Raw genomic sequence first — 20,373 nt, 5'->3', positions numbered from 1 at the left:
GGATCTTCCTTCCTATTGCATTAGCTAAAGAATAAAAAGCCAGAAGGCGAGCTCCTGGCTTTCTGCGTGTTATCGACCGTAAGTCTCTACGATGTAACGTTCAAAATCGTCACACATTTGTTCGTCAGAGATGGTGTTGCTTGCCAGCTCTTTACTGCCGTCGACGACTTTAATCGCGGCGTTCAGTGAAGCGACTGATGCTCGCTCTCGCGTCGCAAGTGAGTCGATTTTCTTCTGCTGCACTTCCCATGCCTGTTCTGGCGACAGGTTACACACGTCTGCAAGGTATTTGGCATTGAAGCCTTCGCCAGTCAGGCTGACAATGGTTTCGTTGTGCGACAAGTGATTGCCTGCGTGCCAGTAGTGTTTTGCCAGCAGTGGGCCAATTTCTGGGTTATCCGTCAGGTAACCAAACTTCTCAAGGAAGTATGCACGGGTCTGATACACCGCCATGTGCGCGAGTAGATAACCTTGATACGCACAAGCTGCTTCGTCGGATAGCAAATGTGGAATCGCCATCAGTGGGCGAGGGCTGCATTCCAAACCAAGGATCTGTTTTTCACAATCGCGAGCGAGCTTAGTGATGCGCTCTGGCGTTAACTCGTCATCGCTCAATTGATACAACGCGCGCTCAAAATATGGCACAACCAAGATGCTACGTTCTTCATAAGCTTTGAATGGCTGACGACTGTTGATCATCGCTTGAATGATCTCATTAGGAACCGAATTCCCTTCATCATCCAGTGCGTACTGTTTTAGCCAATCGGCATCGGTTAACAGGCTGTCACAGAACATCGACTGAGTTTCTGCATAAGCCATCGACGTCGGCGCAAACTCCTGCGAAAAACAAGGCGCGTTCATTTTTACGTTCGCAAAGTGTGCTGCGTGACCACCTTCGTGGAACAGCGTGTTTATGCCATCGTAGCCGCTGCCCACTTGGTCTGGTTTGGCATTGCTGGTGAAGTTCACCTGTGCTGCGACCCATTCGCCTTGATTGTAGAATGAAGGGATAGGGCCGTGGCAGAACCCGTTCGGGTACTTACCTTTGCGGTCTAACAAATCCAGCGTTAGCGTCGCGCCAGAGTAATCAATATTCAGACGACCAAACGATTCTACCCAGCGTCTCAGAGATTTAGAGAACGGCACGTATGGGTCAAGGTCACGCATGACGTCACCCGCGAACGAGTAAACAAAGTTGAAGCCGGTGAGTGCGCTTGCGCCTTTCTCTTTCGCCAAGTTTTCTAAGCTGTTGAGGTGCGCATCTCGCGTGCGTTGTTCGAAATCTTCCAAAATCTCGAATAGCTGCTCAGAGCTCATCTTTTCCGTTTTTTGCACGGAGTAATCAAAGAAGGTCGCATAACCCAGTGAGCGAGCGAACTGGTTGCGTAGTTTGATCAGTTCTATAAAGCCGTTTTGCAGTAGCCATTGTTCAAGGTTCAGCAACGCTTGATGAGCCGATTGGCGAACTTCTTCATGATTGTTGGTGCGAATGGTTGAGCTCAATACTGGCAGTGAACCTTCCACTTGCTCGCCGTTTTCATCGGTAAACGTTTGTACGTGGTTCTGTTTTTTCTCGAACAGCTCAGCTTCAAAGGCAATGAGCTGATTTTTCAACGCTTGTGCTTTTTCGCCCTCGATAGCGTGAGATTCAAACATCGCCAGCCAACCAGATAGACCCGTCATGGTTTGTTGTTTCTCTTGTGGGTCGGTAATTGAGTCCGCGGCTTCAAGCTGTTGTTTGATGGCAGTAATTTGCTCGGCGTTGCTTAAAAAGCTTGTCCATGCCGTTTGTGCTTGCGTCGAGCCATCATGGTCATCGCTGATCCCCATGTAAGTTTCCCAAAAGAAATCTTCTTTGGTGCGGTGAATCGCAAGGTAACGTTGATTGAGGTCGTTGAGGTAATCCGTTGCGGTCATTTTGATCCTTCAAATGGTTTCGTTATGTAGACAGTTGATTATTGCACGCTTGGTCGCGAGAAAGGAACGCTAATCTCATTTGTCGATTTTGCATCGCGTAAAGGTGATTTTACTATTTGTTTACCTTTGGGTGAGTTAATAGGAGTTCTGAGCTTGCAGTATTAAGACTGGTATGGAGTTTACAGTTTATTAAGTAATTAATCCGCGATGCGCTATCGATGATCCTTATCAGGTGTAATAAGATTTCCATATCGTGGCGATACAGTTGGAAACAATATGATAAATAAAACAAAAGTTACGTTATTGGCGGTAGGTACGATTTTAGTTGGATGTTCTACAGTCGCGCCACCAAGAAATGATGCGGTTGAAAGCATTCAACAAAAGTGTTCTGTGATTTTAAGCAATGATGTTGCTGGCGACCAGCGCTGGCAGACTTATAACGGCTTGCTTGTAGAATATGCCGTGCATGGCGTTAAGAGTCAGGCGCAACTGGAACGTTTTGAAGCGTTTGTGCAGAGAGTGCAAGATGATGAGTCTGGACAGTTAGTTACAGAGTTGATTGAGGTCACCGACTGGGGATGCTCAAACGGCAACTATCTTGAAGAGATGAGCTTGTTTATTCAAGAAGTTCAAAAGTAAAAAACCGAGCGTTAAGTCGCTCGGCTTTTCTGTTTGTGGAGCGCTTTTTTGCGCTGGTTCGTCAGGACGTTTACTCCTCTGGATACTCGCCCATACCTTGCGTTTTACCTTCCGCTTTCCAATGCTCTCCAGGAGCAAATGCTTCATCGCATAAATCTACGGTGTAGCCCATTTCTGTGATTTCCTTCAAAGTGAGGTTATCAGCAATATTTGCAACTTCCCCCGATTTATTCCGTAACTCCATGTTGATCTCTCCTCTGTAGGTAGACGAGTGGCATCAATGCACAGTGAAGAATGCATTGGTAACCTTTGTTCTAAGTATATAACCCGCTGCTAAAAATGAAGGTTTAATCCACTTTTTAAATATGGGTAATTGGATATTGCTTTGAGCTGCTTCCGTTATTTAGAACCGCAGCATCGCGATAGTTTGCCATTTGTGATTTATTGAGTGATTAAACGGTCAATTTGGAAACTCGAAATGGTGATTCTCGACCACGCTTTAGCACAACAAATTGTTGATCGAACCATGTCCATCATTGGTCACAATGTGAATGTGATGAACTCGGCAGGCATCATCATTGGCAGTGGCGACCCTAAACGTGTTGGGCAAGTGCATGATGGCGCGGTACTGGCGCTGAATCATGGCGATTCGCTAGAGCTTAATGAGCAGCAATGTTTGACGTTGCAGGGTGTCAAACCCGGTATCAATATGTTGTTGAAATTACATGGCGACGTGGTCGGTATTGTTGGTGTCACAGGCGAGCCGGAGAAAATCCGAGATTTTGCCAAACTGGTTAAAATGACCGCTGAATTGACAATCGAGCAAGCCGCGCTGGTGGAAAAATTTCAGTGGGACAGACGTCATCGCGAAGAGTTTATTCTGGCTTGGATCAATGGGAAATTGACCGATGAAGAGCTGAAAGATTGGGCGATGCGTCTTTCTATCGATGTTACTCAACCACGGGTGGCAACGGTGATTGAAGTCTCGACGCCGTCCGCCTCAAAAAGCATGAAGAGTGTGCGCAATATTGTTGAGCTGCTTGAATACCCAGAGCGTAACAACCTAGTTGCGATTGTCTCAGTGAATGAAATTGTGGTGCTGAAACCGTGTCATTCCGCCAAGCAGTGGGATAGCCAAATCGAAAGTGAACGCATTGATAAGTTGATGTCGCGTTTAAGCGATCACGATTCGCATACGTTTCACATTGCGCTAGGGCAGCTGTTTAATGAGCCTAAAGATGTCGCGTTGTCATACCAAAGCGCGAAGCAGGTATTAGCCATTGGCAAGCAATTCTACCCAGAGAAACGTAAGTACCTGTTCGATGAACTTCGTTTGCCTGTGCTGTTAGCGCCGTTGGCGGATATTTGGCAAGGTGAACAAATTATTGATGGCGTGACACGGTTGAAAGAGAAAGACAAATCTGGGCAATTACTGAAAACCCTAGATGCATTGTTTGAATGCAATGGCAATGTGACAGAATGCTCTAAAATGCTGTTTATTCATCGGAACACACTGCGTTATCGGCTAGAAAAAATCACCGAGATAACAGGGCTGCCAACCACCAATTTTGTGGGGTTAGCGGAGCTTTATATTGCGACTCGGCTCTCAAAAATGGCGTGACATTGTGCATTTGCACAATACGCGTCATTTTTTGACCACATCATTTGTCACTCCGCCTAAAGGAATTCTAAAGCAAACGATTAATAATTCATGCGTCCCTACATGTTGAGTGAGCCAACACGGACTCGCTCAGCAAAATAAGAATAAATGGAGTTATCATGAACCTTATATTAATCCTGCTCGGGGTGATCGCATTTATTGTGCTCACGACCACCAAATTCAAATTACATCCCTTTTTAGCGCTGATCATCGCGGCGTTCCTTGCGGCATTTGCTTACGGCTTACCGGCAGATAGCATTGCCAAAACCATTGCTTCTGGCTTTGGCGGCATCCTTGGTTACATTGGCTTGGTTATCGTTTTAGGTACCATCATCGGTGTTATTTTGGAGAAAAGTGGTGCGGCGATCACCATGGCCGATACGGTTATTAAAGTGTTGGGTGAGCGTTTCCCAACATTGACCATGAGCATCATCGGTTACATCGTTTCTGTTCCGGTATTTTGTGATTCAGGCTTTGTCATTCTGAACTCGCTCAAAGAATCACTCGCGAAGCGTTTAAAAACCTCAAGCGTTGCGATGAGTGTGGCGTTGGCTACTGGCCTATACGCGACGCACACGTTTGTGCCGCCAACTCCTGGCCCGATTGCCGCTGCGGGTAACTTAGGCCTGGAATCTAACCTTGGTTTAGTGATTGGTGTGGGTGTGTTTGTTGCAGCGGTTGCGGCGTTAGCGGGTATGTTGTGGGCGAACCGATTCCAACATGTTGAACCAGATGGCATTGAAGCCGCAGAGGGAATTCAGCATGACTGGCAAGCACTCAAAGCGTCTTACGGCAAATTGCCAACGGCGAGCCAAGCATTTGCTCCTATTTTTGTTCCAATCTTATTGATCTGTTTTGGCTCTATCGCGAAATTCCCAAGCTTACCGCTGGGCGAAGGTTTTGTGTTTGATGTTCTGACTTTCTTAGGACAGCCACTAACGGCATTGGTGATTGGCCTGTTCCTTTCTGTTCGCCTACTCAAGTCAGACAACAAGATTGAAGAATTTGGCGAGCGAATCAGCCAAGGTATTACGGCTGCTGCGCCTATTCTTTTGATTACCGGTGCGGGTGGTGCATTTGGCGCGGTATTAAAAGCAACGCCGCTAGGTGAATACTTGGGTACGACGCTATCGGCGCTGGGCGTGGGTATTTTCATGCCATTTATCGTTGCGGCTGCGCTAAAATCGGCGCAAGGTTCATCAACGGTTGCATTGGTGACCACATCGGCTTTGGTTGCGCCTATGCTTACGCAATTGGGGCTCGATTCAGAAATGGGCCGCGTATTAACGGTGATGGCGATCGGTGCTGGTGCGATGACGGTTTCTCATGCAAACGACAGTTTCTTCTGGGTAGTTTCGCAGTTTAGCCGCATGTCGGTGGGCTTAGCGTACCGCGCGCAAACCATGGCTACGCTCGTTCAAGGTGTCACGGCAATGGCATTGGTGTACATTTTGAGCCTCGTTCTCTTATAAGTCTCTGGAAATACGTATGAAAGTGGTAATTGCACCTGATTCATTTAAAGAAAGCTTAACCGCCAAACAAGTGAGCGAGGCGATCAAGACGGGGCTTGCTCGCGTATGGCATGATGCTGAGTTTGTTACGGTTCCGGTCGCAGACGGTGGCGAAGGCACGGTTCAATCTTTGATAGATGCAACTCAAGGCGAACAAGTCTTCACAACAGTGACTGCGCCATTAGGGAATGATGTTGAAGCGTTTTATGGCATCCTCGGCGACGGCGAAACTGCGGTTATTGAAATGGCGGAGGCCAGTGGGCTACACCTTGTGCCGAGTGACGCTCGCGACCCAAAACTGACCAGTAGCATTGGTACCGGACAGCTGATCAAACACGCGCTAGACAGAGGCATTCAACGTTTAATCATTGGTTTGGGCGGCAGCGCTACCAATGATGGTGGCGTGGGCATGTTGACCGCGTTGGGGGTGGCGTTTCTTGATGAATCTGGTCATGCAATTACCCCAAATGGAGGCGGGTTAGCGGCGCTTGCGTCCATCGATATTTCTGGTCTTGACCCTCGTTTAGCAACTTGCGAAGTGTTGGTAGCGTGCGATGTTGATAACCCACTCTGTGGTGACAAAGGCGCGTCGGCTATCTTTGGCCCGCAAAAGGGAGCGACCGTATCAGACGTTACTCTGCTCGATAACGCATTGCGCAAGTTTGGCGAGTTGACGGAACAAGCGACGGGTAAGCATGTACTGACTCGTGAAGGGGCGGGTGCTGCTGGTGGTATGGGCGCGGCCTTGCTCGGGTACACGCCAGCACGTTTGCAACCGGGAATTGAGATTGTGCTTGAAACGGTCAAACTTGCTCAGCATGTTGCGGATGCGGATATCGTATTTACAGGCGAGGGTCGAATCGATCATCAAACCGCACATGGCAAAACGCCGATGGGCGTTGCTCAGGTCGCCAAGCAGTGTAATTTACCAGTCATTGCATTAGCAGGCTGTGTGGGCGACAACTATCAGGCGGTTTATGAGTGCGGCATTGATGCGGTGTTTGCTTGTGTACCAAGGGCGATGAGCTTACCTGAGGCCATGAAAGAGGCCGACGTCAACGTTGCTAACTTAGCCGAAAACGTCGCGAGAATGTGGCAAATTAAGTCGCACTGAAGGCGATGACGATACGAAAAACTCCACCTTTGCGTGGAGTTTTTTGTTGTTACGTGTTTGCGTGTGTAGGCATAAGTTCATTTAGCAAGAGCGAGTTAACAGGCATGCTTTGCTATCAATTTTGCCAGTGTTTGCATCGCTTGACTCCAATCGGTTTCATGACCAAAGTTTGCCACGCTGAGGCGTACGCAATGCCGATATTGCCCTTGAGTGCCAAATACGGTGCCGGGAAGTAGGCTGATTCTGTGCTTATTGCATGCTTGATACAACGCATAGCTGTCCGTGTCTTCGGGCAGTCGCAACCAAAGTAAGAACGAGCCTTGTACGGCGTTGATCTGGTATCGATTTTTTAGAGGTTCGTATTCATCCAAGTATTGATGAAGCATCTGGATAAATCGTCGCATGTTGTTTTGATAAACCCGACCCATTCGCGCAGTATGCGTTCGATACTTGCCTGACGTTAGAAACGTTGCCACGGCGGATTGCATCAGGTTCAAACTGCCCATGTTCTCACACAGTAGATATTGTTCAATTTGATCTCGATATCGCCCCGCCAACATCCAACCAATTCTCAAACGCGAATCGAGCGTTTTGGATAACGAATTCACGTAAATTACGCGTTGCCTGTCATCGAGCAATCTCAAGCTTGGCAACGGCTTGTCATAGCTTAACCCGCCAAACACATCGTCTTCGATAATAGGAATATTGCCAGATGCCAAGAGCAATTGCTGGCGCTTTTCTAGCGGCATCATGGCACCAGTAGGGTTGGTGAAGTTTGGCGTTACGATTATCGCTTTTATGTCCCATGTCGCCATTGCTTTTGCTAAGGCTTCGGGGCACATACCGTCGCGTGGGCAACTCGGAATTTCCACCACTTTGAGGCCGAGTGATTCTAGCATCAATAAGTTGCCAAAATAGCAAGGGGACTCCACCGCGACGATATCGCCTTTTTGTGTCGTTGCGCGCAGCGCTAGGCTAATGGCTTGTTGCGCGCCGTGCGTCACCATGATCTCATCCAACTTGGCTGGCGTGCCCAAATCTTGTGTGATTTTCGCCAGTTGTTTGATTAAGAGGTGATCACCGGGTGGTAATTGGTAATGGCTCGGTACATGCGTTTGCTGGCGGCTGTGGCGGCCGATCTCGGCGTACAAGCTTTTGATCGCGGGGGAGTCAATGTTTGGGTGGGCAGAACCGGTAGGCAAACGCTCTTGGTATTCAGGATAAGTAAGGATTTCTTTGCAGATCGAGAGCAAATCCACACGAGTCGGATCCGGAATTGAGCGAGAGGTCGGCAAGGCGATTTTAACTCGATAACCCGATTTGGGAACCGAGTACACCAAGTTTTGCGCTTCCAACTCTTGATACGCACGAATCACGGTGTTTTTGCTGACGCTTAATTCTTGGCTCAACGAGCGAATGGAGGGCAGTCGATCATCCGCCTGATAAACGCCATCATTAATGGCTTGTTTGAGGTGTTTTTCCACCACGAGGTACTTATTCCCTTCACCGCTTCCCAATAAATCTGTACCCATAAAAACACTTCCATCTGTCACTTTTTGAAAACACTGTACCTAATTACATTAGCAGTATCTCAAAACATAAAACAAGCGTGAGTGAGGCGATCATGTTAATCCGAGCCATCCCTTTTGTATTTGTCATCCTTTGGGCTTCTGGATTCGTTGGTGCGCGTTTTGGTTTGCAATATGCCGAGCCAGCGACACTACTTTCTATCCGTATGGCATTCAATGTCTTATTGTTTTTGGTTCTTGTGGCGGTATTGCGTAGAAGGTTGCCGACAGGAAAAGATTTTTGGCACAGCTGTGTGGTTGGTGCGTTGATCCACGGTTTCTATCTGGGCGGTACTTATTTCGCTATCGCCTTGGGTATGCCTGCTGGGTTGAGTTCGTTGCTGGTGGGTATTCAACCGATTTTAACCGCGGCTTTGCTGGTGGCGTTTGTTCGTGAGGAATTTAAACCCTCGCAATGGTTGGGTTTGGCTCTTGGTTTTGTCGGTATCGCTATGGTGTTGATGGGCAAAATGGAGTGGCAATCCGAGCAGCATAAAGTGTTGGCCATTGGTTTGTGTTTATTGGCTTTGGTTGGTATCACGCTAGGGACGCTGTATCAGAAAAAACATTGCCAACAAGTGGATATGGTGGGTGGTGCGACGGTGCAATATTTGGCCGCGCTCGTCATGTTTCTGCCCGTTGCGATGCAGTTTGAAACCATGCAAGTGCAGTGGGAACTGGAGTTTATTTTGACTGTGTTGTGGTTGGTCGTCGTGCTCTCTTGTGTAGCTATTCTACTGCTGCTGTACATGGTTAAGAACGGTGCTGCATCGAGCGTAGCTTCTGTATTCTACCTGGTGCCGCCAACGACGGCGATTCAGGCTTGGCTCGCGTTTGGAGAGTCATTTGATTGGATGGGGATTTCTGGTTTCGTACTGGCAGCTACGGCGGTGTATTTGGTGGTTAAAAAGCCGGATCTGACGATAAAGAAATCGATTCAAACAGAATATACCTAAATTGGGTAGGGACATTTTCGTACCAGTGGGTACAATCTGCTTCATCTTAATCCGTGGAGCAGAATGATGAAGGTAAAGCCAGATCGAATGACCGCCATGCGTAGCATCATAGAGCAAGTAAAAGCGGAACTACCAATTTATGAACCAGAAACGTTTGTATGTGGACCAGAAGGGCAGTGCATTGGCTGTCCGAAGAAATTGTTGGAAATGGTCGATTCAGAAGTCACTTATTGGGAGTCAGCCATGGAGCGCGGCATTGTTCCGCAGTTCGATGAGATTCGTCGTTTTGGCAAAATGTGCACGAATGTTCGTCGTGGTCTGGTGCGAAATAATGTGCCTTTACTCAGTAACTAGAGAGTAAAAACCGTCTAATATCTGACACATAGCGTCGTTTTGTTACACTGCTCTTTGGCTGCTGTTCTCAAGTTTGAGTGGTGTTTGTCTCTTCTTACCCCTTAAGCCTTTAATCGTAAGAAATTGGCGATATATTGGCTCGGTCTCACATGGATGTGGGGCTATTGTCTTGGGCTAGTTGAGATAAGAAACGTGAAATCAAAGGGATTTACGCTGATGGAAATCACCATAGTGCTTACCACTTTGGCTTTCATCGCATTAGCTGCTTTACCAGTACTACTCGATATTCATCGCCAAGCATACGCTGCGATGCTGCACAGTTCTCAGTCTTCTTTGGGTACGGCTCTCAAATTCTTTCATGCTCAATCAGTGATTGATAACGCTTACGGCCAAGAGCACGTTCACTACATTGACCGACATGTCAAAACACGCAAAGGCATGCCAGAAGCGAGTGCCGATAGTATTCGAGCTTTGTTAGAAATCGATCTACCAGCCAGAGGTTATTCGAAAATTGACGTGCCGTGCAAAGGCAGTGATTTTTGCATCATCGGTCAGCAGCACCCAAACAGTGCTCATTTTGTCGCTATTCCTGATTATCAGTTCTTAGATAAATCGGGTGTTGATCGCGTGGTGTACATTTGGCCGCAAGGTTACACACTGGCAGAAGAAGCATGCTATTTCTACTACGTGAATCAAGCCTCTAACGATTCAATTGTTCGAGGGCATGTGACGCAAGGGTGTTAACCCCGAATAAGTGTTGCGAACAACGGTTATCGTGACTCTACAAATCTGGGCTTTTCGAACGGCTTTGCGCTTTATACAATATCATTTTTTGACTCATCAAGACTTTACCATTTGGCAAGGTCACTTCCCCAAGTTCTCCCTGATGTTCAAATCCAAACCGTTCATACAAAGCAATCGCTGGTGTGTTGGTTGTGTATACGTAGAGTGCGATTTGGTCGTAACCAAATTCCCAACCACGTGCGATCGCGACTGCCAATAGTTTCCGCCCCAATCCTTTGCCTCGGTAGTTTTTGTCGATGTGAATACCAAGAATACCGACGCGAAGGCGTTGCCCTCTTTCGTAACCGCACATCTCAGCTGGGTAGATTTCAACACTACCGATAAGTTTTTGGCGGTCAAACGCGACAAACTGAGGGATGGACTCGTTTTCCACACGTTGCAGGATTCTGCGAAGCGTTGCGTTATCGGGTGCAGGAGAAATCAAAAATTCCCCTTCGGAGTACACTCGATTCCACAGCGCGGTGAAGCGCGCGATATCGCTCACCTTGATGGATCTGATTTGCATTCATCTTCCTTGATTAGTGCAGGTTAGTAACGGTTAGGGGATAAGCTCAGATAAACAACGAATTTGGTTAGGAATGGCTTCGGCTGGTGCATCAGCGCCCGTTGGGTTAAACCAAATTGTGTTTACGCCCGCTTTCATCGCAGGGTAAATATCTTTGTGAGGTAAATCGCCAACCATGGTTATTCCACTCACGTTAACCCCTAACTGTTTTGCGATGGCGAGATAAAACTCAGGTTGGTTTTTAGCGATGCCGAGGTTGGCAAAACAAAAATAGCCATTTAAGTATTGGTCTAAGTCGACGCGAACAAATGCACGCTGAACCTCTTCCATGTTGGAATCAGATGCACTGGTCGCAATGTAGATGGGATGATTTTGGGAAAGTATTGCCAGTGTTTCTCTGGCTTGAGGAACAGCTTCTACGTGTTCCCAATCGCACATTTTTCCTTGTGCGTGAGGGAAATCTACCATCAAGGTGTTCCCCCAATCGAAAAGATAAATCATGTTCGAATCTCCTTATCCGCACATCATATCGTCTTTTTCTAAAATCAGGGGGGTAAATTGCATCGATAAATGCGATTTAGGTGGGTTTAGTCGTGAAAAGCGCTTAATTGTCGTTATCGTTACAAATGTTTCAGCATAATGCGTGAGTTAGTTTTAAAACCTTGATTATCGTAAAAGCGCTGTGCTGGCTGATTGAATTCCATCACTTCCAATCGAACTTGTGTGGCATTGGCATCGCGCGCCCATTGCTCACAGGTTTGGAGCAGTTGGCGGCCGATTCCTTGCTGCTTTTGCGCTTCATCGACAACAATTGTTCCCACGCGACAAATTGGGTCTTTGATCAGAAAACTGACGGTGTCGTTTTGGGTGATCATCGCGGTTAAGAAGCCGAGAATTTGCTGTTCGCGTTCGGCAATCAAAAAGAGTCGCTCTTTGTTCTCTAGTGCTTGTGCAAGAAATTTACGGTCAGCTTCTGAAGGCGCAACAAAGGCTTCTGGCGCATTCGCAAAATGCAGTGAATTAATTTGAAAATTAAGCTGAAAAATTTCGTCTAAATCATCGGGAGTTGCTTGTCGGATATGGACTTGCATTCTATCTGCCCCCTGCAATATCGATAAATGATCCCGTGACATAAGAGGCTTCGTCACTTAATAGCCAAGCGATCGCATTTGCTACTTCTTCTACCGTGCCACCGCGTTTAAGAGGAATTTGAGGGCTGAGTCTATCTACTCGGTTTGGTTCTCCGCCGTCGGCATGCATATCAGTGTAAATGAAACCAGGTCGAACGCCATTGACGCGAATATTGCGCTCTGCCAACTCTAGCGAGAGTCCTTTAGTTAAGGTATCCATCGCGCCTTTTGATGTGGCGTAATCGACATACTCAAATGGCGCGCCTGAGCGCGACGCTCCAGAGGAGACATTCACAATTGCACCGCCTGCACTGAATCGCTTCGCCGCTTCTCGACAGCAGAGAAAACAGCTATTCACATTGGTGTTCATTACTTTCTGAAAGCGTTCCAAGCTGATTTCTGACAAAGGCGATTGAGTAAATAGGATGCCAACGTTGTTGACCAAGTGCGTCACTGCACCAAATTCACGTTCTGTTTCATCAAACAAGGAGAGCACTTGCTTCTCATCGGCTACGTCTGCGGCGATGGCAATCGCTTTGCCACCGTTTGCTTGTATTTCTGCCACAACTTGGTCGGCGGCCTCTTGCTGAGTGCGGTAATTAACGCAAACGCGATAGCCTTGCTCGGCCAGCTTTTTCGCCGCTGCGGCTCCAATGCCTCGGCTTGCGCCGGTAATGATGACTACTTTATTCAAAATACGTCCTTATTTTTGTAGTGAGTAGATTTTATCGGCGTAGGGTTTGCCACCAATTTGGTATGCGTCTGGAATGACCTCAATGAGTTCGAAACCACATTTTATCAGGACACGTTCTGACGCAATATTGCCTTCAGTGACCGTCGCGGAAAAGTGGTTGATGTTATGTGTCGAGGTTGCCCAGTATAGAAGCGCTTGAAGAGTTTCTGTTCCAAACTGTTGGCCATGAAATTCCGGCAAAAGTAAGTAACCTACCTCTGCCTTACCGTTTTCAATAGCAAAGCCAGTGATGCCGATGGGTTGTTCAGATTGCTTATCGAGTATTACAAGGCAAAGCCAATGCTGGCAATTTGGGGTCCATGGTAATAATCGCGAAGCAAATTTTTCTCTTATTTCTGTTTCGCTGGGACGATCGAAACAGAGCGCAATAACCTCTTGTTCGGAGAGTAATCGTTGAAAGAGTTCCCAGTCACTGGCTTTGATGGGTCTTAATTGGCTTCTGTGCGTCTCGATATAAACTGACATGCGTGTCCTTACTGCATCAATGTGGAGATTCAGTCTCTCATCCTCTTATCTGTTTAATCAAATAGTTGCATTCATAAAAGTGATTTATGTGGTGAATAGTTGGCTGGGTAATGGATTATTGCCATATATTCATCTTTGAGATGCAAATAACAAAATTTCATACTTGAGGCATACAGAGCAACACGGAAATGATGTGGATCAAGAGAGGACTACCCATAAAGTAGTAATTTGCGACCTATAATTACATTTTATTTGGAAGTGTTGCTAATTATGTCAATAAAAAAACGATATGTTGCACTGCTGGTTGCTGCCGGCATTGGTGTGGGCTGGTTAACTTTGGGGGGGAGTGCGGCAGTAATGCATTACACCTCAGATACTGAATTTTGTCTCTCGTGCCACTCTATGGAAACCCCTTACAAAGAGTACCAAGGCTCAGTGCACTTCAGTAATGCGAAAGGCATTCGCGCGGAATGTTCTGACTGTCATATTCCTCAAGAACCAATGGATTACCTGATCACCAAAATTCGCGCGTCGAAAGACATCTACCATGAATTTGTGACAGGTAAGATCGACACGCCAGAGAAATATGAAGCACATCGTAAAGATATGGCTGAAACGGTATGGGCTCAGTTCCGTGAAAATGATTCAGCGACGTGTCGTTCGTGTCATGATTTCGATGCAATGGAAGAGTTTGAGCAATCACGTGATGCGGCGAAGATGCACGCTTACGCGAAAGCAAACGATCAAACGTGTATCGATTGTCATAAAGGTGTGGCGCACTTTGCACCAGAAGCAGAGCTAGACAGCAAGGCATTTGAAACGTTGATGAGCTTCACCACAAAAACATCACCTGGTGCCAAAGTCGTTTACCCTGTGACTGAAATCGCAATGGGTGAGATGGGTAAAATTAACCCAACGACGAAGTTGGAAGTAATCAGCTCTGAAGGCGACAACCGCACTGTTAAGTTGAACGCATTCCAAATGAAAGGCGCAGAGCAAGTGCTTTACATGGGAGAAGGTCAACGTGCCATCGTAGCAACGCTAACAGAGCAAGGCCAACAAGCGCTTGAAACTGGTGAATTTGAGGCAGATGTTTACGGCAACGAATGGCGCGCGGTTTCTCTAACTGGCGCTATTGATTCTCCAGTTGTTGACACGCTTGAACCAGTATGGTCATACGCAGAAGAGTTGGACAACGTTTACTGTGCAACTTGTCACGCGAAAATTCCTTCAAATCACTTCACAGTGAATGCATGGGGACCGGTAGCGAAAAGTATGGGTGATCGAACTGATATTTCAGCCGAGAACCTAGAAGTTCTAACCAAGTTCTTCCAGCACCACGCGAAAGATGTGGTTGGTCACTAACGATAAATAGAAGGATAAGATTATGACTAATATGACCCGTCGCGGATTTCTAAAAGGCACTGGTATGGCGGCTGGTGCAATGGCATTCACTTCATTTGCACCTATGTCTGTTGCGTCTTCAAACCAGCGTGGCAAGGGCATTTTGACAGCGGGCCGCATGGGCCCAATGTTATGTGAAGTGAAAGATGGTAAGTTGGTTTCGACTACTAATGCTCTTCCACAAACTGTACCAAATAGTCTACAAACTACTGGGCCTGACCAAGTGCATACCAAGGCGCGTGTGAAGTACCCAATGGTACGTAAAGGCTACTTGGCAAACCCATCGTCGCCAGAAGGTGTGCGCGGTAGTGATGAGTTTGTGCGTGTGTCTTGGGATGAGGCTTACAAGCTGATCCACGAACAGCACATGCGAATTCGCAAAGAATACGGCCCGGCTTCTGTGTTTGCAGGCTCTTACGGCTGGCGTTCAAGTGGCGTGCTGCACAAAGCACAAACCTTGCTGCAACGTTACATGAGCATGGCGGGCGGCTATTCAGGCCACTTGGGTGACTACTCAACGGGGGCTGCGCAGGTCATCATGCCGCACGTTGTGGGCTCTATCGAAGTGTACGAGCAACAAACTACGTACCCAGTGGTATTAGAGCACAGCGATGTGGTTGTGCTTTGGGGCTTAAACCCGATCAACACTCTAAAAATCGCGTGGAGCTCAACAGACTGTGCTGGTCTTGAGTTCTTCCATCAATTGAAAAAATCAGGCAAGACGGTCATTGCGATTGACCCTATTCGTTCTGAAACCATCGAGTTCTTTGGTGAGAATGCGGAGTGGATTGCTCCTCACCCAATGACCGACGTGGCAATGATGATGGGCATCGCACACACCTTAGTGAAACAAGGTAAGCACGATAAAGCCTTCCTCGATAAATACACCGCAGGTTACGACAAGTTTGAAGCGTACCTGATGGGCGAAGAAGACGGCGTAGAAAAATCAGCAGAATGGGCATCACAAATCTGTGGCGTACCTGCGAAGCAACTTGAGCTACTGGCTGACATCTTCAGTAAAAACCGCACCATGCTGATGGCGGGTTGGGGCATGCAGCGCCAACAATACGGTGAGCAGCGTCACTGGATGCTGGTTACACTGGCAACGATGTTGGGTCAAATCGGTTTACCGGGCGGTGGTTTTGGTTTCTCTTACCACTACTCAAACGGTGGTAACCCTGCTCGTGATGCTGGCGTACTTCCTGCGATTTCGGCATCGCTGGGTGGCGGCTCTTCTGCGGGGAACGACTGGGCGGTGTCTGGCGCGGTGCAAAGCTTCCCTGTAGCGCGTATTGTCGAGGCGTTGGAAAACCCAGGTCAATCCTACCATCATAACGGTCATGAACTGACGTTTCCGGATATCAAGATGATTTGGTGGGCAGGTGGTGCGAACTTTACTCACCACCAAGACACCAACCGTTTGATTAAAGCGTGGCAAAAGCCTGAGCTGATCGTAATTTCAGAGCCTTACTGGACGGCGGCTGCGAAGCACGCGGACATCGTTCTGCCAATCACCACATCGTTCGAGCGTAACGACTTAACGATGACGGGTGACTACAGTAACCAACACTTGGTGCCAATGAAGCAAGTGGTTGAGCCGCAAGGTGAAGCGCGTAATGACTTCGATGTATTCGCGGACATGGCAGAGATGCTAGCTCCGGGTGGCCGTGACGTATACACCGAAGGCAAAACCGAAATGGAATGGCTGTACGGCTTCTACAAGGCGGCGCAACAAGGTGGCCGTGGCTCTCGCGTAGCAATGCCGAACTTCAGCAAGTTCTGGGAAGATAACCAACTGATCGAGATGAAGTGGAACGAGAAGAACGCACAGTTTGTTCGTTACGCAGATTTCCGTGAAGACCCGATCATGAATCCACTCGGTACACCAAGTGGTAAGATCGAAATCTTCTCGAAAACCATTGAAGGTTATCAGTTGGAAGACTGTCCTCCACATCCAACGTGGATGGCACCAACCGAGTACACGGGTACTGCGAAAGATGGCGAGTTGCAGCTAATGACCGCTCACGCAGCGCATCGTCTACACAGCCAATTCAACTACGCGAAGATTCGCGAAGAGTACGCAATTGCAAACCGTGAACCTATTTGGATTCACCCTGAAGATGCGAAAGCGCGTGGTATTAAAACGGGCGATCTAGTTCGTGCGTTTAACAACCGTGGCCAAGTATTGGTTGGTGCAGAAGTGACTGACCGAATCAAGCAAGGTTCAGTGTGTATTCATGAAGGCGGCTGGCCGGATCTGGATCCGAAAACCGGCATTTGTAAAAACGGCGGTTGTAACGTGTTAACGTTGGATATTCCGACCTCTCGACTTGCAAACGGCTGTGCGGCGAACTCGGCACTGGTTCGTATTGAAAAATACACTGGCCCAGAATTAGAACTAACAGCGTTTGAACCACCAAGAAATGGCTAGAAAAAAGTAGCGCTTTAAAGCAAGAAGCCAGCGAATCGCTGGCTTCTTTTTTTATCTAGTAATCGTTCACATTAGCGCGAAGCAAGAGAAACAAACGGCATCTGTTTCTTAATCTGAAATGTCGGGAGTAAAGTAAATACAATCGCGACAAACAAGACTGAGCCTATTAAATCTTCAGGGCGATGCATGCCCAGCCATAAGCGGCTATATGCGACGCTCATTCCCCACATCCACAATGACAGTGCAGAGATATAGCACTTGTTCTGTAAGAACAAACCACCAAAGAAAGCCAAACAAATCGAAACGAAAATCGTATGGCCGGATGGGAAAGAATAGTCTTTCTCGCCTTGCCAATGGCGCGTTCGCCAATCACTGACGTGTTCAGAAATCTGGTTAATTACGTTGGCTTGCTGCTTTGTATCCAACTGATAAAACGTTTCTGGTGTTTCAATCAATTGTTCTGCTGCGAGCAATTCCGTGTAGGGACGCGGGCTTTCTGTCATCAGTTTTAGCCCCGTTTTGCTGGCAAAGCCAATCACAAGTAACAGCCCTAACATTGAGAGTTTTTGCATCCACTCAGTGCGATTTGGTTTAAAGTGAAATAAAGAAAGCAGTAGCAGTGTTAAGGTAATTAAAAAGCCTTTGCTGCCAGCAGAATCAGTGAGCAAAGTAAAAGTAATACCCAGACTTTCTGGCACCTGTGAGGTGAGATCGTGATAAGAGCCAAATAGCGACATTGGGATGATGCCAAGAACAAACAAGGCGAGCATCATCAATCCATATTTTTTGGTTTTCATTGAGAGCGTTTTGTTTTTATTGAGGGTTATTCAACCACGTGAAAATAAGGGGCTTATCTTACGTTATCTGGCGTGAAAAACTTATCAACGCTCTGTCAATTCGAGCGTGAAAGTGACATTGCAGCTCTTCGTTGTGAAAGGAGAGGTTGTTGAAAGTACTGAAAGGCAAACGCGCTCATCCATAAGCGCTTTGTTCAGGCGTGAGCAAGGTTAGCTCATCAACCCTAATAAATATTCCGATGCGGCTTTTGGATCTTCTGCGTGGCAAATCGCTGAAACCAAAGCTAAGCCATGAACACCAGTGGCGCTGAGTTGCGGAATGTTACTTTCGTTAATGCCGCCAATGGCAACAATCGGCAGTGAAGTCGTCTCTAACGCCATCTTCAAGCCATCAATACCCCAGAACTTCTTGGTGTTGGTTTTGGTCGGCGTCGCGAAGATTGCGCTCAAGCCGATGTAATCAATCGGAAGAGAGTCCGCTTCTGCAAGCTGCTCTTCATTTTCGATGGATAAGCCGAGGATTTTGTTTGGTCCAATCAACTCACGAGCGATAGTTGCGGGCATGTCTGATTGCCCGAGGTGAACCCCATCGGCATCAACTGCCAGTGCAACATCAACGCGGTCATTGATGATCAAAGGCACATTGGTATCTTTAAGGATGTCTTTCACGGCTTGAGCACGTTCGATAAACGCACGCACATCGCCGTGTTTTTCGCGGACTTGTACCATGGTCACGCCACCTTCCACGGCTTTTCTCACAACACGCTTTAGTGTGGCTAAATCTTGTTGGTCATCGGTGACCAAATATAAACGATAGGCGTTCATTTTGTTTCCTTTGGGCCTCTCATCTACAGGGAATGAGAGGCCGGTATTTGTTAGAGAAAGCTTAACTCACTTGGAGTTTTAGGCGTTTTGCCAGTGTTTCTTCATCCAGTTGGTAAAGCTCATCCAACAGGTTCATTTGCAGACTGCCTGGCCCTCGTGCTTGCTCAGCCGCAATTTCACCCACAACGCCCAGTACCGCCGCGGCAGCAAGTCCGGAGTGATCACCAACAGCAGCGAAAGCACCCGTCAGTGCCGTTAGTGTGCAGCCCATTCCGGTTACGTATGGCATCATCTCGTGACCGTTGTTTAGCTGCACAGTTTGCTCTTTCGTGATGATGTAATCAGTCTCGCCAGAAATCACCACACTTGCACCATACTCTGAAACTAAGAAGTTCGCTGCGCCAAGTGCTGCGTCGCTGCTGTCTAACGCATCGACCCCTTTGCTTTGTGCTTGTTCGCCAGCGAGACCGATGATTTCTGAGGCGTTACCACGAATGATCAACTTGTCGGCAAGGCGTGCGATCTCACGTGATGTCTCGGTACGTAGTGAGCTTGCTCCGCAACCGACAGGGTCGAGTACAACGATTTTACCGTTGGCATTGGCTTGCTCTACGGCATAGCTCATACGTGGTGTCCAAACGCTGTCTAGGGTACCGATGTTGATAACCAATGCGCCAGCGAACGACATTATCTCTGTCATCTCTTGTTTGGAGTGCGCCATGATTGGAGAAGCGCCGATAGCCAATAGCGCGTTTGCCGTGTTGTTCATCACCACGTAGTTAGTGATGTTGACGACTAATGGCTTTTGCTGGCGTACTGCGGTTAATGCTTGGGTGATTTGTTCAATTAACATGAGACTCTCCGATTAATCTTGCTGAGCGTTTAGACCTTGTTGCCAGAATGCCACTTCCATACGCGTTGCAGTTTTGAATACCTGAATCAGGTTTTGACCACGCTGACTATTGATATCGATTTCCGCCAATAACTGATTAAAGTGTTCTGCACCTTTTGCGACACCAGATTGGAATTCCTCACCACCGTAGAGGTTGATCCAACTTGCGTATGGGTTACCTTCGAGCACAGTGCTTTCGTCTTCAATCAGCATCTTACCGATTACGGCATAACCGATAGAGCATGGTGCTAGTGCCGCGTATAGATCAACAAGATCGCCCGTCATGCCAGCATCTAATACGTAACGGGTGTAAGCCACAGTGCCGAAATCTTCTGGCTCGTTTTCTAAGTCGGATTCTGTCAGTCCCCATTGCTCACAGTAAGTCACGTGGTGGGCGATTTCAGAATCGAGCAATGCGTGTACGCTTGGTAGGGCACGGCGCATGTCATCCAAAGTACGTGCTTTGTAGATCGCTAATGCGTAAGCTCGTGCGTACTGCTTTAGGAAAAGAAAATCCTGCTTTAGGTAATGCAGAAAACAAGGCTGAGCCAGAGTGCCTTGCGCCAATTGCTGCACGAAAGCATGCTCAGTGTATTCTTGCCAATCTTGGCGGCAAGCGTCGATCAAATCTTGGTATTTCATTATGA

The 20,373-nt window shown here is 47.6% G+C and carries 21 protein-coding genes; 9 read left to right on the top strand and 12 right to left on the bottom strand.

From position 1 onward, the window contains the following. Positions 1-69: 69 nt before the first annotated feature. Positions 70-1,917 carry a M3 family metallopeptidase gene (locus J4N43_RS23430; RefSeq protein WP_151515198.1) on the bottom strand — a complete coding sequence of 616 codons (1,848 nt, stop codon included), beginning with the start codon at positions 1,915-1,917 and terminating at the stop codon, positions 70-72. 276 nt (positions 1,918-2,193) lie between these two features. On the opposite strand from J4N43_RS23430, the gene J4N43_RS23425 reads away from it, so the two are divergent. Beyond that, positions 2,194-2,556, top strand: coding sequence for a hypothetical protein (locus tag J4N43_RS23425; RefSeq protein ID WP_017634365.1), 363 nt, complete (start codon positions 2,194-2,196; stop codon positions 2,554-2,556). A 70-nt stretch (positions 2,557-2,626) separates the two neighbouring features. On the opposite strand, the gene J4N43_RS23420 is transcribed toward J4N43_RS23425, so the two are convergent. Further along, positions 2,627-2,800, bottom strand: a complete 174-nt coding sequence (locus J4N43_RS23420) for a hypothetical protein (RefSeq protein ID WP_005374332.1) — start codon at positions 2,798-2,800, stop codon at positions 2,627-2,629. A 234-nt stretch (positions 2,801-3,034) separates the two neighbouring features. Here J4N43_RS23420 and J4N43_RS23415 point away from each other — a divergent pair, with 234 nt between their 5' ends. The 3 genes from J4N43_RS23415 to J4N43_RS23405 all read left to right on the top strand — a co-directional run bounded on the left by J4N43_RS23415 (position 3,035) and on the right by J4N43_RS23405 (position 6,841). After that, positions 3,035-4,177: a sugar diacid recognition domain-containing protein gene (locus J4N43_RS23415; RefSeq protein WP_158159441.1), complete on the top strand. Its 1,143-nt coding sequence runs from the start codon at positions 3,035-3,037 to the stop codon at positions 4,175-4,177. A gap of 158 nt (positions 4,178-4,335) precedes the next feature. Continuing rightward, positions 4,336-5,688, top strand: a complete 1,353-nt coding sequence (locus J4N43_RS23410; RefSeq protein WP_020838395.1) for a GntP family permease — start codon at positions 4,336-4,338, stop codon at positions 5,686-5,688. A 16-nt stretch (positions 5,689-5,704) separates the two neighbouring features. After that, positions 5,705-6,841, top strand: a complete 1,137-nt coding sequence (locus J4N43_RS23405; RefSeq protein WP_042522351.1) for a glycerate kinase — start codon at positions 5,705-5,707, stop codon at positions 6,839-6,841. A 95-nt stretch (positions 6,842-6,936) separates the two neighbouring features. On the opposite strand, the gene J4N43_RS23400 is transcribed toward J4N43_RS23405, so the two are convergent. Beyond that, entirely contained in the window at positions 6,937-8,373 is a 1,437-nt protein-coding gene (locus tag J4N43_RS23400) for an aminotransferase-like domain-containing protein (RefSeq protein ID WP_199266781.1), read from the bottom strand. Between the two features lie 92 nt (positions 8,374-8,465). Here J4N43_RS23400 and J4N43_RS23395 point away from each other — a divergent pair, with 92 nt between their 5' ends. From J4N43_RS23395 to J4N43_RS23385, 3 genes are all read left to right on the top strand, one after another. Further along, positions 8,466-9,365, top strand: a complete 900-nt coding sequence (locus J4N43_RS23395; RefSeq protein WP_017634359.1) for a DMT family transporter — start codon at positions 8,466-8,468, stop codon at positions 9,363-9,365. Between the two features lie 66 nt (positions 9,366-9,431). Then, on the top strand, positions 9,432-9,719 hold the full coding sequence (locus tag J4N43_RS23390; protein ID WP_005374318.1) for a hypothetical protein: 288 nt from the start codon (positions 9,432-9,434) through the stop codon (positions 9,717-9,719). Between the two features lie 216 nt (positions 9,720-9,935). After that, on the top strand, positions 9,936-10,463 hold the full coding sequence (locus J4N43_RS23385) for a hypothetical protein (protein ID WP_031780817.1): 528 nt from the start codon (positions 9,936-9,938) through the stop codon (positions 10,461-10,463). 37 nt (positions 10,464-10,500) lie between these two features. On the opposite strand, the gene J4N43_RS23380 is transcribed toward J4N43_RS23385, so the two are convergent. The 5 genes from J4N43_RS23380 to J4N43_RS23360 all read right to left on the bottom strand — a co-directional run bounded on the left by J4N43_RS23380 (position 10,501) and on the right by J4N43_RS23360 (position 13,377). Then, complete coding sequence (locus J4N43_RS23380; RefSeq protein ID WP_047102510.1) at positions 10,501-11,028, bottom strand: GNAT family N-acetyltransferase; 528 nt, start codon at positions 11,026-11,028, stop codon at positions 10,501-10,503. Between the two features lie 33 nt (positions 11,029-11,061). Continuing rightward, positions 11,062-11,529, bottom strand: coding sequence for an HAD family hydrolase (locus J4N43_RS23375; protein ID WP_005374312.1), 468 nt, complete (start codon positions 11,527-11,529; stop codon positions 11,062-11,064). A gap of 119 nt (positions 11,530-11,648) precedes the next feature. Further along, the gene (locus J4N43_RS23370) at positions 11,649-12,119 is read right to left on the bottom strand and encodes a GNAT family N-acetyltransferase (RefSeq protein WP_062730850.1); all 471 of its coding nucleotides are present in this window, start codon (positions 12,117-12,119) and stop codon (positions 11,649-11,651) included. A gap of 1 nt (position 12,120) precedes the next feature. Continuing rightward, positions 12,121-12,852 (bottom strand): glucose 1-dehydrogenase, encoded by a 732-nt coding sequence (locus tag J4N43_RS23365; protein ID WP_005383319.1) that lies wholly within the window; start codon positions 12,850-12,852, stop codon positions 12,121-12,123. Positions 12,853-12,861: 9 nt separating this feature from the next. Then, the gene (locus J4N43_RS23360) at positions 12,862-13,377 is read right to left on the bottom strand and encodes a GNAT family N-acetyltransferase (protein ID WP_017634358.1); all 516 of its coding nucleotides are present in this window, start codon (positions 13,375-13,377) and stop codon (positions 12,862-12,864) included. 270 nt (positions 13,378-13,647) lie between these two features. Between J4N43_RS23360 and J4N43_RS23355 the strand changes: the two genes are divergently transcribed. Further along, positions 13,648-14,742 carry a NapC/NirT family cytochrome c gene (locus J4N43_RS23355; RefSeq protein ID WP_158159444.1) on the top strand — a complete coding sequence of 365 codons (1,095 nt, stop codon included), beginning with the start codon at positions 13,648-13,650 and terminating at the stop codon, positions 14,740-14,742. A gap of 22 nt (positions 14,743-14,764) precedes the next feature. Then, positions 14,765-17,212, top strand: coding sequence for a trimethylamine-N-oxide reductase 2 (locus J4N43_RS23350; RefSeq protein ID WP_053308056.1), 2,448 nt, complete (start codon positions 14,765-14,767; stop codon positions 17,210-17,212). A gap of 71 nt (positions 17,213-17,283) precedes the next feature. Here J4N43_RS23350 and J4N43_RS23345 read toward each other — a convergent pair whose 3' ends face one another. The 4 genes from J4N43_RS23345 to tenA all read right to left on the bottom strand — a co-directional run bounded on the left by J4N43_RS23345 (position 17,284) and on the right by tenA (position 20,368). After that, positions 17,284-18,009, bottom strand: a complete 726-nt coding sequence (locus J4N43_RS23345; protein WP_053308057.1) for a phosphatase PAP2 family protein — start codon at positions 18,007-18,009, stop codon at positions 17,284-17,286. Between the two features lie 210 nt (positions 18,010-18,219). Further along, complete coding sequence (thiE, locus tag J4N43_RS23340; protein WP_005374296.1) at positions 18,220-18,834, bottom strand: thiamine phosphate synthase; 615 nt, start codon at positions 18,832-18,834, stop codon at positions 18,220-18,222. Positions 18,835-18,895: 61 nt separating this feature from the next. Continuing rightward, entirely contained in the window at positions 18,896-19,687 is a 792-nt protein-coding gene (gene thiM, locus J4N43_RS23335) for a hydroxyethylthiazole kinase (RefSeq protein WP_158159445.1), read from the bottom strand. Positions 19,688-19,699: 12 nt separating this feature from the next. Further along, positions 19,700-20,368, bottom strand: coding sequence for a thiaminase II (tenA, locus tag J4N43_RS23330; protein WP_053304011.1), 669 nt, complete (start codon positions 20,366-20,368; stop codon positions 19,700-19,702). Positions 20,369-20,373: the final 5 nt, after the last annotated feature.

Origin of the sequence: Vibrio sp. SCSIO 43009 (assembly GCF_023716525.1) — a bacterium.
Classification (GTDB): domain Bacteria; phylum Pseudomonadota; class Gammaproteobacteria; order Enterobacterales; family Vibrionaceae; genus Vibrio; species Vibrio alginolyticus.
The sequence above is the reverse complement of the archived record's forward strand: the minus strand, read 5'-3'. Positions and strand labels throughout refer to the sequence as shown.

Bases quoted from the DNA above. Each gene is read 5' to 3' on its own strand.
- J4N43_RS23390 (WP_005374318.1), top strand. From the start codon at position 9,432: ATGAAGGTAAAGCCAGATCGAATGACCGCCATGCGTAGCATCATAGAG.
- thiE (WP_005374296.1), bottom strand. From the start codon at position 18,834: ATGAACGCCTATCGTTTATATTTGGTCACCGATGACCAACAAGATTTA.
- J4N43_RS23425 (WP_017634365.1), top strand. From the start codon at position 2,194: ATGATAAATAAAACAAAAGTTACGTTATTGGCGGTAGGTACGATTTTA.
- tenA (WP_053304011.1), bottom strand. From the start codon at position 20,368: ATGAAATACCAAGATTTGATCGACGCTTGCCGCCAAGATTGGCAAGAA.
- thiM (WP_158159445.1), bottom strand. From the start codon at position 19,687: ATGTTAATTGAACAAATCACCCAAGCATTAACCGCAGTACGCCAGCAA.
- J4N43_RS23355 (WP_158159444.1), top strand. From the start codon at position 13,648: ATGTCAATAAAAAAACGATATGTTGCACTGCTGGTTGCTGCCGGCATT.
- J4N43_RS23345 (WP_053308057.1), bottom strand. From the start codon at position 18,009: ATGAAAACCAAAAAATATGGATTGATGATGCTCGCCTTGTTTGTTCTT.
- J4N43_RS23405 (WP_042522351.1), top strand. From the start codon at position 5,705: ATGAAAGTGGTAATTGCACCTGATTCATTTAAAGAAAGCTTAACCGCC.
- J4N43_RS23385 (WP_031780817.1), top strand. From the start codon at position 9,936: ATGGAAATCACCATAGTGCTTACCACTTTGGCTTTCATCGCATTAGCT.
- J4N43_RS23370 (WP_062730850.1), bottom strand. From the start codon at position 12,119: ATGCAAGTCCATATCCGACAAGCAACTCCCGATGATTTAGACGAAATT.
- J4N43_RS23400 (WP_199266781.1), bottom strand. From the start codon at position 8,373: ATGGGTACAGATTTATTGGGAAGCGGTGAAGGGAATAAGTACCTCGTG.
- J4N43_RS23395 (WP_017634359.1), top strand. From the start codon at position 8,466: ATGTTAATCCGAGCCATCCCTTTTGTATTTGTCATCCTTTGGGCTTCT.
- J4N43_RS23380 (WP_047102510.1), bottom strand. From the start codon at position 11,028: ATGCAAATCAGATCCATCAAGGTGAGCGATATCGCGCGCTTCACCGCG.
- J4N43_RS23350 (WP_053308056.1), top strand. From the start codon at position 14,765: ATGACTAATATGACCCGTCGCGGATTTCTAAAAGGCACTGGTATGGCG.
- J4N43_RS23420 (WP_005374332.1), bottom strand. From the start codon at position 2,800: ATGGAGTTACGGAATAAATCGGGGGAAGTTGCAAATATTGCTGATAAC.
- J4N43_RS23360 (WP_017634358.1), bottom strand. From the start codon at position 13,377: ATGTCAGTTTATATCGAGACGCACAGAAGCCAATTAAGACCCATCAAA.
- J4N43_RS23375 (WP_005374312.1), bottom strand. From the start codon at position 11,529: ATGATTTATCTTTTCGATTGGGGGAACACCTTGATGGTAGATTTCCCT.
- J4N43_RS23415 (WP_158159441.1), top strand. From the start codon at position 3,035: ATGGTGATTCTCGACCACGCTTTAGCACAACAAATTGTTGATCGAACC.
- J4N43_RS23410 (WP_020838395.1), top strand. From the start codon at position 4,336: ATGAACCTTATATTAATCCTGCTCGGGGTGATCGCATTTATTGTGCTC.
- J4N43_RS23430 (WP_151515198.1), bottom strand. From the start codon at position 1,917: ATGACCGCAACGGATTACCTCAACGACCTCAATCAACGTTACCTTGCG.